The organism is Streptomyces sp. ICC4, from assembly GCF_003287915.1.
GTDB lineage: Bacteria > Actinomycetota > Actinomycetes > Streptomycetales > Streptomycetaceae > Streptomyces > Streptomyces tritrimontium.
Map to the genome: position 1 here is coordinate 2,581,787 of NZ_CP030286.1, position 12,867 is coordinate 2,594,653.

Annotated in this window: 12 protein-coding genes; 8 read left to right on the forward strand and 4 right to left on the reverse strand. The window is 67.6% G+C overall.

The window, feature by feature from the left end; all coding sequences use genetic code 11:
• Positions 1 to 256 precede the first annotated feature (256 nt).
• Positions 257 to 2,047, forward strand: a complete 1,791-nt coding sequence (gene gcl, locus DRB89_RS12095) for a glyoxylate carboligase (RefSeq protein WP_112447875.1) — start codon at positions 257 to 259, stop codon at positions 2,045 to 2,047.
• Between the two features lie 325 nt (positions 2,048 to 2,372).
• Here gcl and DRB89_RS12100 read toward each other — a convergent pair whose 3' ends face one another.
• The 4 genes from DRB89_RS12100 to DRB89_RS12115 all read right to left on the reverse strand — a co-directional run bounded on the left by DRB89_RS12100 (position 2,373) and on the right by DRB89_RS12115 (position 6,724).
• Entirely contained in the window at positions 2,373 to 2,711 is a 339-nt protein-coding gene (locus DRB89_RS12100) for a YciI family protein (RefSeq protein ID WP_112447876.1), read from the reverse strand.
• Positions 2,712 to 3,214: 503 nt separating this feature from the next.
• A complete protein-coding gene (locus DRB89_RS12105) occupies positions 3,215 to 4,672 on the reverse strand; it encodes a catalase (RefSeq protein ID WP_112453292.1) in 1,458 nt (485 codons plus the stop codon).
• Positions 4,673 to 4,916: 244 nt separating this feature from the next.
• On the reverse strand, positions 4,917 to 5,816 hold the full coding sequence (locus tag DRB89_RS12110; RefSeq protein WP_112447877.1) for a 2-hydroxy-3-oxopropionate reductase: 900 nt from the start codon (positions 5,814 to 5,816) through the stop codon (positions 4,917 to 4,919).
• A 74-nt stretch (positions 5,817 to 5,890) separates the two neighbouring features.
• Entirely contained in the window at positions 5,891 to 6,724 is an 834-nt protein-coding gene (locus tag DRB89_RS12115) for a TIM barrel protein (RefSeq protein ID WP_112447878.1), read from the reverse strand.
• A 126-nt stretch (positions 6,725 to 6,850) separates the two neighbouring features.
• On the opposite strand from DRB89_RS12115, the gene DRB89_RS12120 reads away from it, so the two are divergent.
• The 7 genes from DRB89_RS12120 to DRB89_RS12150 all read left to right on the forward strand — a co-directional run bounded on the left by DRB89_RS12120 (position 6,851) and on the right by DRB89_RS12150 (position 12,857).
• Complete coding sequence (locus DRB89_RS12120; RefSeq protein ID WP_112447879.1) at positions 6,851 to 7,102, forward strand: thiamine-binding protein; 252 nt, start codon at positions 6,851 to 6,853, stop codon at positions 7,100 to 7,102.
• Positions 7,099 to 7,482, forward strand: a complete 384-nt coding sequence (locus tag DRB89_RS12125) for a helix-turn-helix domain-containing protein (protein ID WP_112447880.1) — start codon at positions 7,099 to 7,101, stop codon at positions 7,480 to 7,482. Before DRB89_RS12120 ends, DRB89_RS12125 begins: the two co-directional genes overlap by 4 nt.
• A gap of 152 nt (positions 7,483 to 7,634) precedes the next feature.
• Positions 7,635 to 8,150: a 2-oxo-4-hydroxy-4-carboxy-5-ureidoimidazoline decarboxylase gene (gene uraD / locus DRB89_RS12130; RefSeq protein WP_112447881.1), complete on the forward strand. Its 516-nt coding sequence runs from the start codon at positions 7,635 to 7,637 to the stop codon at positions 8,148 to 8,150.
• 8 nt (positions 8,151 to 8,158) lie between these two features.
• Positions 8,159 to 8,548 (forward strand): hydroxyisourate hydrolase, encoded by a 390-nt coding sequence (gene uraH, locus DRB89_RS12135; protein ID WP_112447882.1) that lies wholly within the window; start codon positions 8,159 to 8,161, stop codon positions 8,546 to 8,548.
• A 5-nt stretch (positions 8,549 to 8,553) separates the two neighbouring features.
• The gene (pucL, locus tag DRB89_RS12140) at positions 8,554 to 9,477 is read left to right on the forward strand and encodes a factor-independent urate hydroxylase (protein ID WP_112447883.1); all 924 of its coding nucleotides are present in this window, start codon (positions 8,554 to 8,556) and stop codon (positions 9,475 to 9,477) included.
• A 190-nt stretch (positions 9,478 to 9,667) separates the two neighbouring features.
• Positions 9,668 to 11,071: an 8-oxoguanine deaminase gene (locus DRB89_RS12145; RefSeq protein ID WP_112447884.1), complete on the forward strand. Its 1,404-nt coding sequence runs from the start codon at positions 9,668 to 9,670 to the stop codon at positions 11,069 to 11,071.
• Positions 11,072 to 11,447: 376 nt separating this feature from the next.
• Positions 11,448 to 12,857 carry a nucleobase:cation symporter-2 family protein gene (locus tag DRB89_RS12150; protein ID WP_112447885.1) on the forward strand — a complete coding sequence of 470 codons (1,410 nt, stop codon included), beginning with the start codon at positions 11,448 to 11,450 and terminating at the stop codon, positions 12,855 to 12,857.
• The last annotated feature ends 10 nt before the right edge of the window (positions 12,858 to 12,867 follow it).

Below are 12,867 nucleotides of genomic sequence, written 5' to 3' on the forward strand. Positions count from 1 at the left end.
GAGAACCGGACCCCCTCCGTCGCTGTGCGTACGGCCATGCTCCACCACCCGCCACCGCGGAGGCGGCCAGACCCTCGATTTTCAGTCGAGCCCTGGTCTTTCGTACAACTCACCGACCGAGACGCGGCTTTTGGTGGGTTCCGGGCTGCCGTACCGCCTTGACGTGTGCGGAGTCGCCGCTTAGCTTGTTCCGTATAGCAGAACAAAACTTCCGGATTACGGAAAAGCCTGACCGCCAGACCCGCAGGAGAACTCGATGCCTCGTATGACAGCCGCCGCCGCTGCAGTGGAGATCCTCAAGCTTGAGGGTGTCGAACAAGCGTTCGGCGTTCCCGGTGCTGCGATCAACCCGTTCTACCGCGAGCTCAAGAACGTGGGCGGCATCGCACACACGCTGGCCCGCCACGTCGAAGGCGCCTCGCACATGGCCGAGGGGTACACCCGCGCCAAGGCCGGCAACATCGGTGTCTGCATCGGCACCTCGGGCCCGGCCGGCACCGACATGATCACCGGTCTGTACTCCGCGATCGCGGACTCGATCCCGATCCTGTGCATCACCGGTCAGGCTCCGGTCGCGAAGCTCCACAAGGAGGACTTCCAGGCCGTCGACATCGCCTCGATCGCCAAGCCGGTCACCAAGAAGGCGACGACCGTTCTGGAGGCCGCCCAGGTTCCGGGCGTGTTCCAGGAGGCCTTCCACCTGATGCGCTCCGGCCGTCCGGGCCCGGTCCTGATCGACCTCCCGATCGACGTCCAGCTGACCGAGATCGAGTTCGACCCCGAGACCTACGCGCCGCTGCCGGTCTACAAGCCGGCCGCCACCCGCGCCCAGGCCCGCAAGGCCCTTCAGTTCCTGCTCGAGTCCGAGCGCCCGCTGATCGTCTCCGGCGGCGGCATCATCAACGCCGACGCCTCCGACCTGCTGGTCGAGTTCGCCGAGCTGACCGGCGTCCCGGTCATCTCCACCCTCATGGGCTGGGGCACCATCCCGGACGACCACGCGCTGGCCGCCGGCATGGTCGGTGTGCAGACCTCGCACCGCTACGGCAACGCGACGTTCCTCGAGTCGGACTTCGTCCTCGGCATCGGCAACCGCTGGGCCAACCGCCACACCGGTTACAACCTCGAGGCCTACACCAAGGGCCGCAAGTTCGTCCACGTCGACATCGAGCCGACCCAGATCGGCAAGATCTTCGCCCCGGACTTCGGCATCGCCTCGGACGCCAAGGCGGCCCTGGAGCTCTTCATCGAGATCGCGAAGGAGCTCAAGGCCGAGGGCAAGCTGCCCGACTTCGGCGCCTGGGCCGCCTCCGCCCAGGAGCGCAAGGCGACGCTGCTGCGCCGTACGCACTTCGACAACATCCCCATGAAGCCGCAGCGCGTCTACGAGGAGATGAACAAGGCCTTCGGCCCGGAGACCCGCTACGTCACCACCATCGGTCTGTCCCAGATCGCCGGTGCGCAGATGCTGCACGTCTACAAGCCGCGCAACTGGATCAACTGCGGCCAGGCCGGCCCGCTCGGCTGGACCATCCCCGCCGCGATCGGTGCCGCCACGGCGGATCCGGAGACCCCGATCGTCGCCCTGTCCGGCGACTACGACTTCCAGTTCATGATCGAGGAGCTGGCGGTCGCCGCCCAGCACAAGGTCCCCTACGTCCACGTCCTCGTGAACAACGCCTACCTGGGTCTGATCCGTCAGGCGCAGGGCGGTCTGGGCATCAACTTCGAGGTCAACCTCGAGTTCGAGAACATCAACGCCCCCGAGCTGGGTGTCTACGGCGTCGACCACGTCAAGGTCGCCGAGGGCCTGGGCGTCAAGGCGATCCGCGTCACCGACCCGGACCAGCTGGGCGAGGCCTTCGAGACGGCCAAGAAGTGGGCCCAGGAGTACCAGGTCCCGGTCGTCGTCGAGGCCATCCTCGAGCGCATCACCAACATCTCGATGAGCAAGACGGTCGACATGAGCGACGTCACCGAGTTCGAAGAGATCGCGACCGAGCTGGAGCACGCCCCGACCGCGATCCGCAACACGCTGTCCGCCTAGTCCCATCAGGCTGGTCTAGCACCACCGAACGGCCCCCGTCCCTCCTCCAGGAGGAACGGGGGCCGTTCCGCGTGCCATCCGGGGCACAGGTCCCGGAGGCGTCCCGCGCCGCGGAACGCGCCACGGAACGCGCCGCAGGAGGCCGGCGTTCAGGGCATCCGGACGACGACGACGGTGATCCGGCCGACGATCGCGGCGACCTTCACGGTGCCGCCTTCACGGCCGTCTTCGCGGCCGCCTCATGGCGGACCGCGGCCCGTCCGCCCGGACCCGGTCAGGGGCGCGTCCGATGCCGCCCGGCCCCGCCGGGGCGTTCCCCCGGACCTCAGGCGGTCGGGTCGGGCAAGATCTCCCGGACCTCTTGCGCACAGCGGCACGCGGCAGCGAGTTTGGCAGCCCACTCCAGCGCGTCCTCGCGCGAGGGCACATCGATGACCGAGAACCCGCCGAGGACCGCCTTGGTCTCCGGGTACGGGCCGTCGGTGACGGTCCCATCGGTGGCCACGACGCTCGCCCGCTGCCTCTCCAGTCCACCGCCGAAGACCCACACGGCGGCCTCCCGAGCCTCCCGGACCACCGCCAGCGAGGCCTCGGCCACCTCGGACAGCTCCTCCGCGGGGAAGGTCATCGCGCCGTCATCGAACGAGATCAGGTACCGCGCCATACATGGCTCCCTCATGACCCCCTTGGCCTTTGCCCCCCCCGGCCGCCCTCACGCTAGTGCTGTGACCGGGAAGGTCCGGTGCGCCCGCGCCATCGCCCGGGCATGCCAAAGAGCCGAGTCACGGGACCGTCCGTGACTCGGCTCTTTGAGTGTGTGCTGCTTGTTACCGCCCGACGGTACGAGGCTGGCGCGACAGGACGTTCGCACCGCCGGGCGGAGAGGGTGGGGGAGGTGTTCCTCCGCATGCAGGGGACTCTGTGCGTGGCCCCTATATATAGAGGAGTGATTGGCTGGGACCGTGGCGAACGGCGACGAGAACTCCGGCTTCGTCTCCCTCAGGTCAAGAGACGGGCCTCGGAACCCATTACCACCGCACTGGCTCGCTCGCTCGCCACGGTCCTCGTCCTGCCCTCACCGCGTACCACCCCTCATCCGGGTCCGCAGTGTGGGCTCGGCACCCGGAACCTGACCTCCCGTCAGGATCCCGGTGCAGCTTGTGTGGCTCAGGCGTCGCGCAGGGCGCGGACGGCCTCCTCGACGCGCTTGCCGTAGTCGGCGTCCGCGGCGTGGAAGTGAGCCAGGTTCTTCTCGATGACGTCCTCGAGGGTGACCTGAGACAGGCCGCCGGCGATGGTCGCCACCAGACGCTGCTTCTCGGCCTCCGACATCAGGCGGTAGAGCTCACCGGCCTGGAAGAAGTCGTCGTCCTTGGTGTGGGCCGGGGCCTCGTGGGTGCCCGTGTAGCCGGAGACGGCCTTCGGGGCGCCCAGCGCCAGGCCGGTCTCGGCCGGACCCTGGAACGAGTTGGGCTCGTAGTTCTTGTCGTGGCGCGAGCCGTTGCGCAGCGCCATGACGCCGTCGCGGCCGTAGTTGTCGGCCTTCGTGGCCTTCGGGGCGTTGACCGGGATCAGGGTGTGGTTCACACCGAGGCGGTAGCGCTGGGCGTCGGCGTACGCGAAGAGGCGGCCCTGGAGCATCTTGTCCGGCGAGGCGGTGATGCCCGGGACGAAGTTGTTCGGGGAGAACGCGGCCTGCTCGACCTCGGCGAAGACGTTGTCGGGGTTCCGGTCGAGGACCAGGCGGCCGACACGCTGCAGCGGGTAGTCCGTGTGCGGCCACACCTTGGTGAGGTCGAACGGGTTGAAGCGGTAGTCCGCGGCCTCGGCGGCGGGCATGATCTGGACGTAGAGGGTCCAGCTCGGGTTCACGCCGCGCTCGATCGCCTGCAGCAGGTCGGTCTGGTGCGAGTTGGCGTCCGAGCCGACGAGCTCGGCGGCCTGCTCGCCCGACAGGCAGCGGATGCCCTGGTTCGTCTTGAAGTGGTACTTGACGAAGAAGGACTCGCCCTGCTCGTTCGTCCACTGGTACGTGTGGGAGCCGTAGCCGTTCATGTGGCGGTACGACGCGGGGATGCCGCGGTCACCCATCAGCCAGGTGATCTGGTGCGTCGCCTCGGGGGCGTGCGCCCAGAAGTCCCAGACGTTGTCCGCTTCCTGCTTGCCCGTGAAGGGGTCGCGCTTCTGCGAGTGGATGAAGTCGGGGAACTTGATCGGGTCCTTGATGAAGAACACCGGGGTGTTGTTGCCGACGAGGTCGTAGTTGCCCTCTTCGGTGTAGAACTTGAGCGCGAAGCCGCGCGGGTCGCGGACCGCGTCCGCGCCACCCAGCGAGTCGGCCACGGTGGAGAACCGCAGGAAGGTCTCGGTCTTCTTGCCGACCGTGTTCAGGAACGCGGCGCTGGTGTACGCGGTGACGTCGTCGGTCACCTCGAAGTGGCCGTACGCGGCGCTGCCGCGGGCGTGCACCACACGCTCCGGGATGCGCTCGCGGTTGAACCGGGCAAGCTTCTCGAGGAGCTGCTGGTCCTGGACCAGGAGCGGGCCACCGACGCCGGCGGTAGCGGAGTTCTGGTTGTCGGCGACCGGGGCGCCAGACTCGGTCGTCAGCGTGCGCTTCGACATGGTGACCTTCCGTACGGGGAACTGCTGACGGAAATCGTCTTCCGTCATGCGGAACAGACTAATTTCGGTATGAACCTGACGTCAACAGTTTGTTGAAAAGAAAGATGGAGGAGAGGTGATCCGGACGGTGCCGGCGCTTGGGCGCGACAGGACAGGTGTCAGCACCGGCACCATCCGGAAACTCAGGTCCCCGCGAGCGGGGAGGGGGGCGGCCCGGTGAACGGGCCGCCGATCAGAGCGAAGCTCAGATCTGGGCGCCGGAGAGGCGCTCGACCGCGCGCAGCAGCGCGGAGTGGTCCAGGCCACCGTCACCCTGGGCGCGCAGCGAGGCGACCAGCTGGGCGACGACCGCGCCGACCGGGAGGGCCGCACCGACGTTGCGGGCGGCGTCGGTGACGATGCCCATGTCCTTGTGGTGCAGGTCGATCCGGAAACCGGGCTTGAAGTCGCGGTTCAGGAAGTTGTTCTTCTTGCGGGTCAGGACCGTGGAGCCGGCCAGGCCGCCGTTGAGGACGTCCAGAGCGGCTTCGAGGTTGACGCCCGACTTCTCGAGGAAGACGACGGCCTCGGCGCACGCCTGGATGTTCACCGCGACGATGAGCTGGTTGGCAGCCTTCACCGTCTGGCCGGAGCCGTGCGGACCGCACAGGACGATGGTCTTGCCGAGGGCCTCGAGGACCGGCAGGGCCTCGTCGAAGTCGGCCTGCTCGCCACCCACCATGATCGACAGGACGGCCTCGATGGCACCGGCCTCGCCACCGGACACCGGGGCGTCGATGACGCGGATGCCCTTGGCGGCGGCGTTCTTCGCCAGGTCGATCGAGGTCTGCGGGGTGATCGACGACATGTCGATGATCAGCGCGCCGGACTTGGCGTTCTCGAGGATGCCGTTCTCACCGTAGGAGATGGCCTCGACCTGCGGGGAGGCGGGCACCATCGTGATGATCACGTCGGCGTCCTTGACCGCGTCGGCGATCGAACCGGCGGCGGAGCCACCGGCCGCGGCGAGGCGGTCCAGCTTGTCCTGCTCCAGCGTGAAGCCGGTGACCGAGTAGCCGGCCTTCAGGAGGTTCTCGGCCATGGGCGAGCCCATGATTCCGAGTCCGACCCATGCAATCGACGGGAGCGCAGCGGGGTTGCTCATGATGAGGGTCCTTCTCTTAATGCTTCGTACGAAAAGTTCGTCAGGTGCCTGGCTGTTCGCCCGGACTTTTCCGCCTACTTCGCGGCGCGGGCCTCGGCGGGCAGCCACGCGAAGGAGGCGGCGGCGTCGGCGGCCTTGTACTCGAGACCGACAAAGCCCTGGTAGCCGGCCTTCTGGAGCTGGTCGAGCAGCTCTTCGAGGGGCAGCTCACCGGTGCCGGGGGCACCTCGTCCCGGCTTGTCCGCGATCTGGACGTGCCCGGTCTTGGCGGCATACTTTTCGATGACCTCGGAGAGGTCCTCATCGTTCATCGCCAGGTGGTACAGGTCGAGGAGGAACTTGGCGTTGCCGAGGCCGGTGGCCTCGTTCACCTTGTCCACGATCTCGATGCCGGCCGGGGCGCTCACCAGCGGGTAGAGCGGCGACTCGGGCTTGTTGAGGGTCTCGATCAGGAGGATCGCGCCGACGCGGTCCGCGGCCTGAGCCGCCACGACCAGGTTCTTCAGCGCGAGCTCGTCCTGAACGGCCGGGTCCACGCCTTCGACGCGGTTGCCGTAGAGGGCGTTCAGCGCCTTGCAGCCGACCGAGGCGGCGAAGTCCGCCGCCACGTTGATGTTGGCGTTGAAGCGCTCCGACTCCTCACCGGGAACCGACACCGCACCGCGGTCCGGTCCCGGCAGCTGGCCGGCGTAGAAGTTCAGGCCCACCAGCTGGGTGCCGGCGTCCTCAAGAGCCTTCTTGAGGGCGTCGAGCTCCGCCTGGGCGGGGGTGGGGGTCTCGATCCAGGGCCACCACAGCTCGACCGCCGTGAAGCCCGCTGCGGCGGCTGCCGCGGGACGCTCCAGGAGCGGGAGTTCCGTGAAGAGGATCGAAAGATTTACATCGAAGCGCTGGTCCGTGTATCCCATGAGGGGTGTGCGCTCCTTCCGTATTGCGGAAGTTAGTTTCTGCCTGATGGAAGACTGCAAGCCCGGTGTCTCACTTGTCAAGTACCGACTGCCGAAAAGTCCGGACTGCGGGGTAGCTTGAGCCGCGTGCGATTGAGAGTGGAGTTCACGACCGAGCCCTTCGATCTCGAAGAGGCCCCTGCCCATGCCGTGGCCGCTCGCGAGGTCATCCAGAAGGCCCAGCTGGACGCGGTGGACGTCGGCCCGTTCGGCAACACCGCCGAGGGGGAGGCCGCCGAGGTGCTGACCGCGGTCACCGCGCTGCTGCGCGATTCGCTGGAGGCCGGAGCGACGCGCGTCTCGCTCCAGGTCAACGTGGTGCGGGAGGAGACGCCATGACCGAGCCCCGCGACCACCCGTTCGTCACCGCGGTGAAGCCGCTGGTGGACGCGATGGGCGGCGAGCTGATGGATCCCGCGCTGGCCCAGCCCGACGACGTGGTGCTGGCCTGGGAGGGTCAGGACCTGCTGGCCGTACGGCTGCCGCAGCTCTCCGACTCGCTGGACCACATCCTGGCGGCGCTGGAGCGCCGGCACGGCGTACCGTTGTCGCAGCTCGACCGGAAGTCCAAGCAGGACACCGTGCGGATACTCGAGGCACGCGGCGCCTTTTCCGTGAGGCACGGCGTGGAGACGGTCGCGGGAGCCCTGGGCGTAAGCCGTTTCACGGTCTACAACTACTTGAACCGGGAAAACCCGAACAAAAACAACCAAGAGTAAGACCCGCTTGACCCACGGTGACGAGCCGCCGCCCTATTCACCCGGGCGGCGGCTTTTGTGTACGGGAAGTTTCAACAAAGTGTTGACGCCGTGTTGTCGAAGGCGTTAGCTATGCCCAGCCCGTCAAAGCAACAAGGCCACGGAGGCCTACCGTGACTTCGAGTCCGACCCCGGGTCTCACCCGGTTCAACACCTTGGACGACAGCGCGGCCACGGCCGAACTGCACGAGGTGTGCGCCAGCTCGGCGTGGGGGAGCAAACTGCTCGCCCAGCGTCCCTTCGCCAGCGCCGACACCCTGTTCTCCGCGAACGAGGCCGCCATGGCCGAGCTCACCGCGGAGGACCTGGCCGAGGCGATGGGAGGCCACGCGCCGATCGGCCGGCCGAAGCCGGGAGACCCGACCTCCGCCCGCGAGCAGCGTGGCATGGCCGGTGCCCCGGAGGAGCTCAAGACCGAGCTCCTCGAACTGAACCTGGCCTACCAGGACAAGTTCGGCCACGTCTTCCTCATCTGCGCCACCGGTGCGACCGGTGAGTTCATGCGGGACGCGGTCAAGGTCCGGATCGGCAACTCGCCGGAGCAGGAGCGGGAAATCGCTCGCGGCGAGCTCGTCAAGATCAACCGGATCCGCCTGACCCGCCTCGTGGAATCCGCAGAAGGAGCGTAAGACCGAGCATGAGCACTGAGACCACCGCGTCGGTGTCCACGCACATCCTGGACACCAGCATCGGAAAGCCCGCCGAAGGCGTCGCGATCTCCCTGTCGGCCCGTACGGGTCCGGGCGGCGAGTGGGCGGCCCTGGGCGGCTCCGCCACCGATGTGGACGGGCGCTGCAAGGACCTGCCGGCTCTGCCGGAGGGCACCACCCACGTACGCCTCGACTTCGAGACCGAGACGTACTTCTCAATGAAGCAAGCCGAGGCGCAGCAGGACGCCCCCCGCGTAAGGGACAGCGGTGCGTTTTTCCCGGAGGTCACCATCACCTTTGCGGTGAACCCGGGCGAGCACTATCACGTACCGCTGCTGCTCAACCCGTTCGGCTACTCCGTTTACCGAGGGAGCTAGCAGACATGCCCACGATTCTCGGCCAGAACCAGTACGGCAAAGCAGAGAACCGCGTAGTCAAGATCACGCGGGATGGCGACACCCATCACATCAAGGACCTGAACGTCTCGGTCGCCCTCTCGGGTGACATGGACGACGTCCACTACTCCGGCTCGAACGCCAACGTCCTGCCGACGGACACCACCAAGAACACGGTGTACGCGTTCGCCAAGGAGTACGGCATCGAGTCCGCCGAGCAGTTCGGCATCCACCTGGCGCGCTGGTTCGTCAACAGCCAGGAGCCGATCCAGAAGGCGCGCATCCGGATCGAGGAGTACTCCTGGTCCCGGATCGCCACCTCGGACGCCAACTCCAAGTTCATCGGCTCCGACGAGGTGAACCACTCCTTCCTCCGCAACGGCGGCGAGACCCGGGTCACCCAGATCACGTACGACGGCAAGAACTGGGAGGTCATCTCCGGCCTCAAGGACCTCGTCGTCATGAACTCCACGAACTCCGAGTTCTGGGGTTACGTGAAGGACAAGTACACGACCCTGAAGGAGGCCTACGACCGCATCCTGGCGACCCAGGTTTCGGCTCGCTGGCGCTTCGCCTGGTCGGATGACGAGCAGCGGATGCCCAACTGGGAGAAGTCCTACGCCGAGACCCGGAAGCACATGCTCCAGGCCTTCGCGGAGACCTACTCCCTCTCGCTGCAGCAGACCCTGTACCAGATGGGTTCGCGCATCATCAACCACCGTTCGGAGATCGACGAGGTCCGCTTCTCGCTCCCGAACAAGCACCACTTCCTCGTCGACCTGGAGCCCTTCGGCCTCAAGAACGACAATGAGGTGTACTTCGCCGCGGACCGCCCGTACGGTCTGATCGAGGCGACGGTCCTCCGCGACGGCGTCGACGCCCGTATCCCCGTGGACATGACCAACCTCTGATGCGGCACGCGCGTCCCGGGGCTCCGCAGTGGCCCCGGGGCGGTGCGACACCCTTCAACTTCCTGAATCGGCACCCGGACGCACCACGCGGGGCGGCAGTACTGTCAGCTGTCAAGGCCCCCGGCTCCGGCACTCAAATCCCCTGGGTTTTGCCGTGCCCGCACCGCCACTGAAAGCACGAGGAAGTCCCATGGCAGCATCGGCAGCCAATGACAGCGCCGTAGAGCGCATCGTCATCGAGAACTGTGCGATTGCAACCGTTGATGCGAACGACACCGAGTACGCCTCGGGCTACGTCGTCGTCGCAGGAAACAAGATCGAGGCCATCGGCGCGGGCAAGGCCCCCGAGAACCTCGACAATGTGGTCCGCCGCATCGACGGCACGGGTCACCTCGTCACCCCGGGTCTGGTCAACACCCACCACCACTTCTACCAGTGGATCACGCGTGGTCTGGCCACCGACCACAACCTGTTCAACTGGCTCGTCGCGCTGTACCCGACGTGGGCGCGCATCGACGAGCAGATGACGTACACGGCCGCGCAGGGCTCCCTCGCCGCGATGGCCAAGGGCGGCGTCACCACCGCCATGGACCACCACTACGTGTTCCCCAAGGGCTCCGGCGACCTCTCCGGCTCGATCATCCGCGCCGCGTCCGAGATGGGCGTCCGCTTCACCCTCGCCCGCGGTTCGATGGACCGCAGCGAGAAGGACGGCGGTCTGCCGCCGGACCACGCGGTCGAGACGCTCGAGGGTGCGCTCGCGGACACCGAGGCGACGGTGAAGAAGTACCACGACGCCTCCTTCGACGCGATGACCCAGGTCGCCGTCGCCCCCTGCTCCCCCTTCTCGGTCTCCACCGAACTGCTCAAGCAGGGTGCCGAGATGGCCCGCCGCCTGGGTGTGCGCATGCACACGCACGGCTCGGAGACCGTCGAGGAAGAGCAGTTCTGCAAGGAACTGTTCGGCATGGGCCCGACCGACTACTTCGAGTCGACCGGCTGGCTCGGCGAGGACGTGTGGATGGCGCACAGCGTCCACATGAACGACTCCGACATCGCCGCGTTCGCCCGCACCAAGACCGGTGTCGCGCACTGCCCGTCCTCCAACGCCCGTCTGGCCGCCGGCATCGCCCGCGTCCCGGACATGCTCGCCGCCGGTGTCCCGGTCGGCCTCGGCGTGGACGGCACCGCCTCCAACGAGTCCGGTGAACTGCACACCGAGCTGCGCAACGCGCTCCTCATCAACCGCCTGAACCCGGTCCACCGCGAGCGCGCCCTCAACGCGCGCCAGGCCCTGCGCCTCGGTACGTACGGTGGCGCCCAGGTCCTCGGCCGCGCCGACAACATCGGCTCGCTCGAGGTCGGCAAGTGCGCCGACCTGGTGATGTGGAACCTGAGCACGCTCCTGCACTCCTCGATCGCCGACCCGGTCACCGCGCTGGTCTTCGGTGCGGCCGCCCCGGTGACCCTGTCGCTGGTCAACGGCAAGCAGATCGTCGAGAACAACCGCCTCCTCTTCGCCGACGAGGACGCCATCGCGGTGTCCACCCGGGAAGAGGCCCAGCGCCTCGCGCGGATCTCCGCGCAGGCCTGATCCCACGGAGTCCGGCTGGGGGGGACGGCCCCCGGCCGGCGGCCGCGGACCCGAGCGGGGTCCGCGGCAGCCGTTCCCGGGTAGCGCCCGAGGGTTTTCCCGAAGGCGCCCCGGGGCCGGTGACTCGTGCCACTGGCCCCGCAGCCCGTGTACGACACCTCGCCACGGCACCTCCAGCTCTTTTTCCGCTTTCCGCTTTTGGCTCTCCGCGTGGAACGACTCGGGCGAACCGTTTCCGCACCCCTTGGGACAAGCATTCGCAGCACCCCGCAGCACCCACAACTCCATACAGGCTCGACTCGCACAGCTCAGCTTTCGCATCACCTCCCAGACACATCACGTCCCTGCCGACGTGTTAAACAGTTCGGAGGAAGCCGTGGCCCAGGCGCCCAGGTTTCGCAAAGACGCAGACGCAGTCGCAGTACCACAGGTCGCGGGCGACCCCGGGGTGAAACACCCGGTCGACGAGACCTTGCCACCGCTGAAAATGTTCACCAGCGGTCTCCAGCACGTAGCCGCCATGTACGCGGGTGTAGTGGCCCCGCCCATGATCGTCGGCCCGGCCGTAGGCCTCTCCGCCACCGAGACCGCCTTCCTGATGGGCGCCTCCCTCTTCACCGCAGGCATCGCCACCCTCCTCCAGACGCTCGGATTCTGGAAGATCGGCGCCAAACTCCCCTTCGTGAACGGCGTCTCCTTCGCCGGAGTCACCCCGATGATCGCCATAGGCAAGGGGGAGGGCGACAACGCCATCCCGATCATCTTCGGCGCGATCGTCGTCGCCGGCATCCTCGGCTTCTTCGCCGCCCCCTACTTCGGCCGCCTGGTCAGGTTCTTCCCGCCGGTCGTCACCGGTACGGTCATCACCCTGATCGGCGTCTCGCTGCTCCCGGTGGCCTTCAACTGGTCCCAGGGCGGCAACCGCACCGCCACCGACTACGGCTCGGTGAAGAACATCGCCATGGCCGCCGCCACCCTCGCGATCGTCCTGGTGATGCGCAAGTTCCTGCGCGGCTTCCTCCAGCAGATCTCCATCCTCCTCGGACTGGTGGCCGGCACGCTCATCGCGCTGCCGCTGGGGATGACGAACTTCGACGCCGTCGTGAACGCGGACGTCGTGGGCTTCCCGACGCCGTTCCACTTCGGGGCCCCGCAGTTCCAGGTCGCCGCGATCGTCTCCATGTGCATCGTGATGCTGGTGTGCATGACGGAGTCCACCGCCGACATCCTCGCGCTGGGCAAGATCGTCGGTCGTCCGGCGGACGCGAGGACCATCGAGGGCGGCCTGCGGGCCGACGCCCTGGGCAGCGCGGTCAGCCCGCTGTTCAACGGGTTCATGTGCAGCGCCTTCGCGCAGAACATCGGCCTGGTCGCCATGACCAAGGTGCGCAGCCGGTTCGTCGTCGCGGCCGGCGGCGGCATCCTGATCCTGCTCGGGCTGTGCCCGATGGCCGCCTCCGTCATCGGAGTCGTACCGCTGCCGGTCCTCGGCGGCGCGGGCGTGGTCCTCTTCGGCTCGGTGGCCGCCAGCGGCATCCAGACCCTGGCCGGCGCGGCCATGGAGAAGGGCGAGAACGCCCTGATCGTCGCCGCCGCGCTCGGTATCGGCCTGATCCCGATCGCGGCCCCCGGCTTCTACCACGCCTTCCCGCAGGACCTGTTGGTCGTCCTCGACTCCGGCATCAGCACCGGCTGCGTCGTGGCCATCGTGCTGAACCTGGCCTTCAACCACCTCGGCGCCAAGAAGGGCGCGGCCCAGGCCGCGGACCCGGTGCCGGTGCACTGACCGGGCTCTG

Bases quoted from the DNA above. Each gene is read 5' to 3' on its own strand.
- gcl (WP_112447875.1), top strand. From the start codon at position 257: ATGCCTCGTATGACAGCCGCCGCCGCTGCAGTGGAGATCCTCAAGCTT.
- DRB89_RS12100 (WP_112447876.1), bottom strand. From the start codon at position 2,711: ATGGCGCGGTACCTGATCTCGTTCGATGACGGCGCGATGACCTTCCCC.
- DRB89_RS12105 (WP_112453292.1), bottom strand. From the start codon at position 4,672: ATGTCGAAGCGCACGCTGACGACCGAGTCTGGCGCCCCGGTCGCCGAC.
- DRB89_RS12110 (WP_112447877.1), bottom strand. From the start codon at position 5,816: ATGAGCAACCCCGCTGCGCTCCCGTCGATTGCATGGGTCGGACTCGGA.
- DRB89_RS12115 (WP_112447878.1), bottom strand. From the start codon at position 6,724: ATGGGATACACGGACCAGCGCTTCGATGTAAATCTTTCGATCCTCTTC.
- DRB89_RS12125 (WP_112447880.1), top strand. From the start codon at position 7,099: ATGACCGAGCCCCGCGACCACCCGTTCGTCACCGCGGTGAAGCCGCTG.
- uraH (WP_112447882.1), top strand. From the start codon at position 8,159: ATGAGCACTGAGACCACCGCGTCGGTGTCCACGCACATCCTGGACACC.
- pucL (WP_112447883.1), top strand. From the start codon at position 8,554: ATGCCCACGATTCTCGGCCAGAACCAGTACGGCAAAGCAGAGAACCGC.
- DRB89_RS12145 (WP_112447884.1), top strand. From the start codon at position 9,668: ATGGCAGCATCGGCAGCCAATGACAGCGCCGTAGAGCGCATCGTCATC.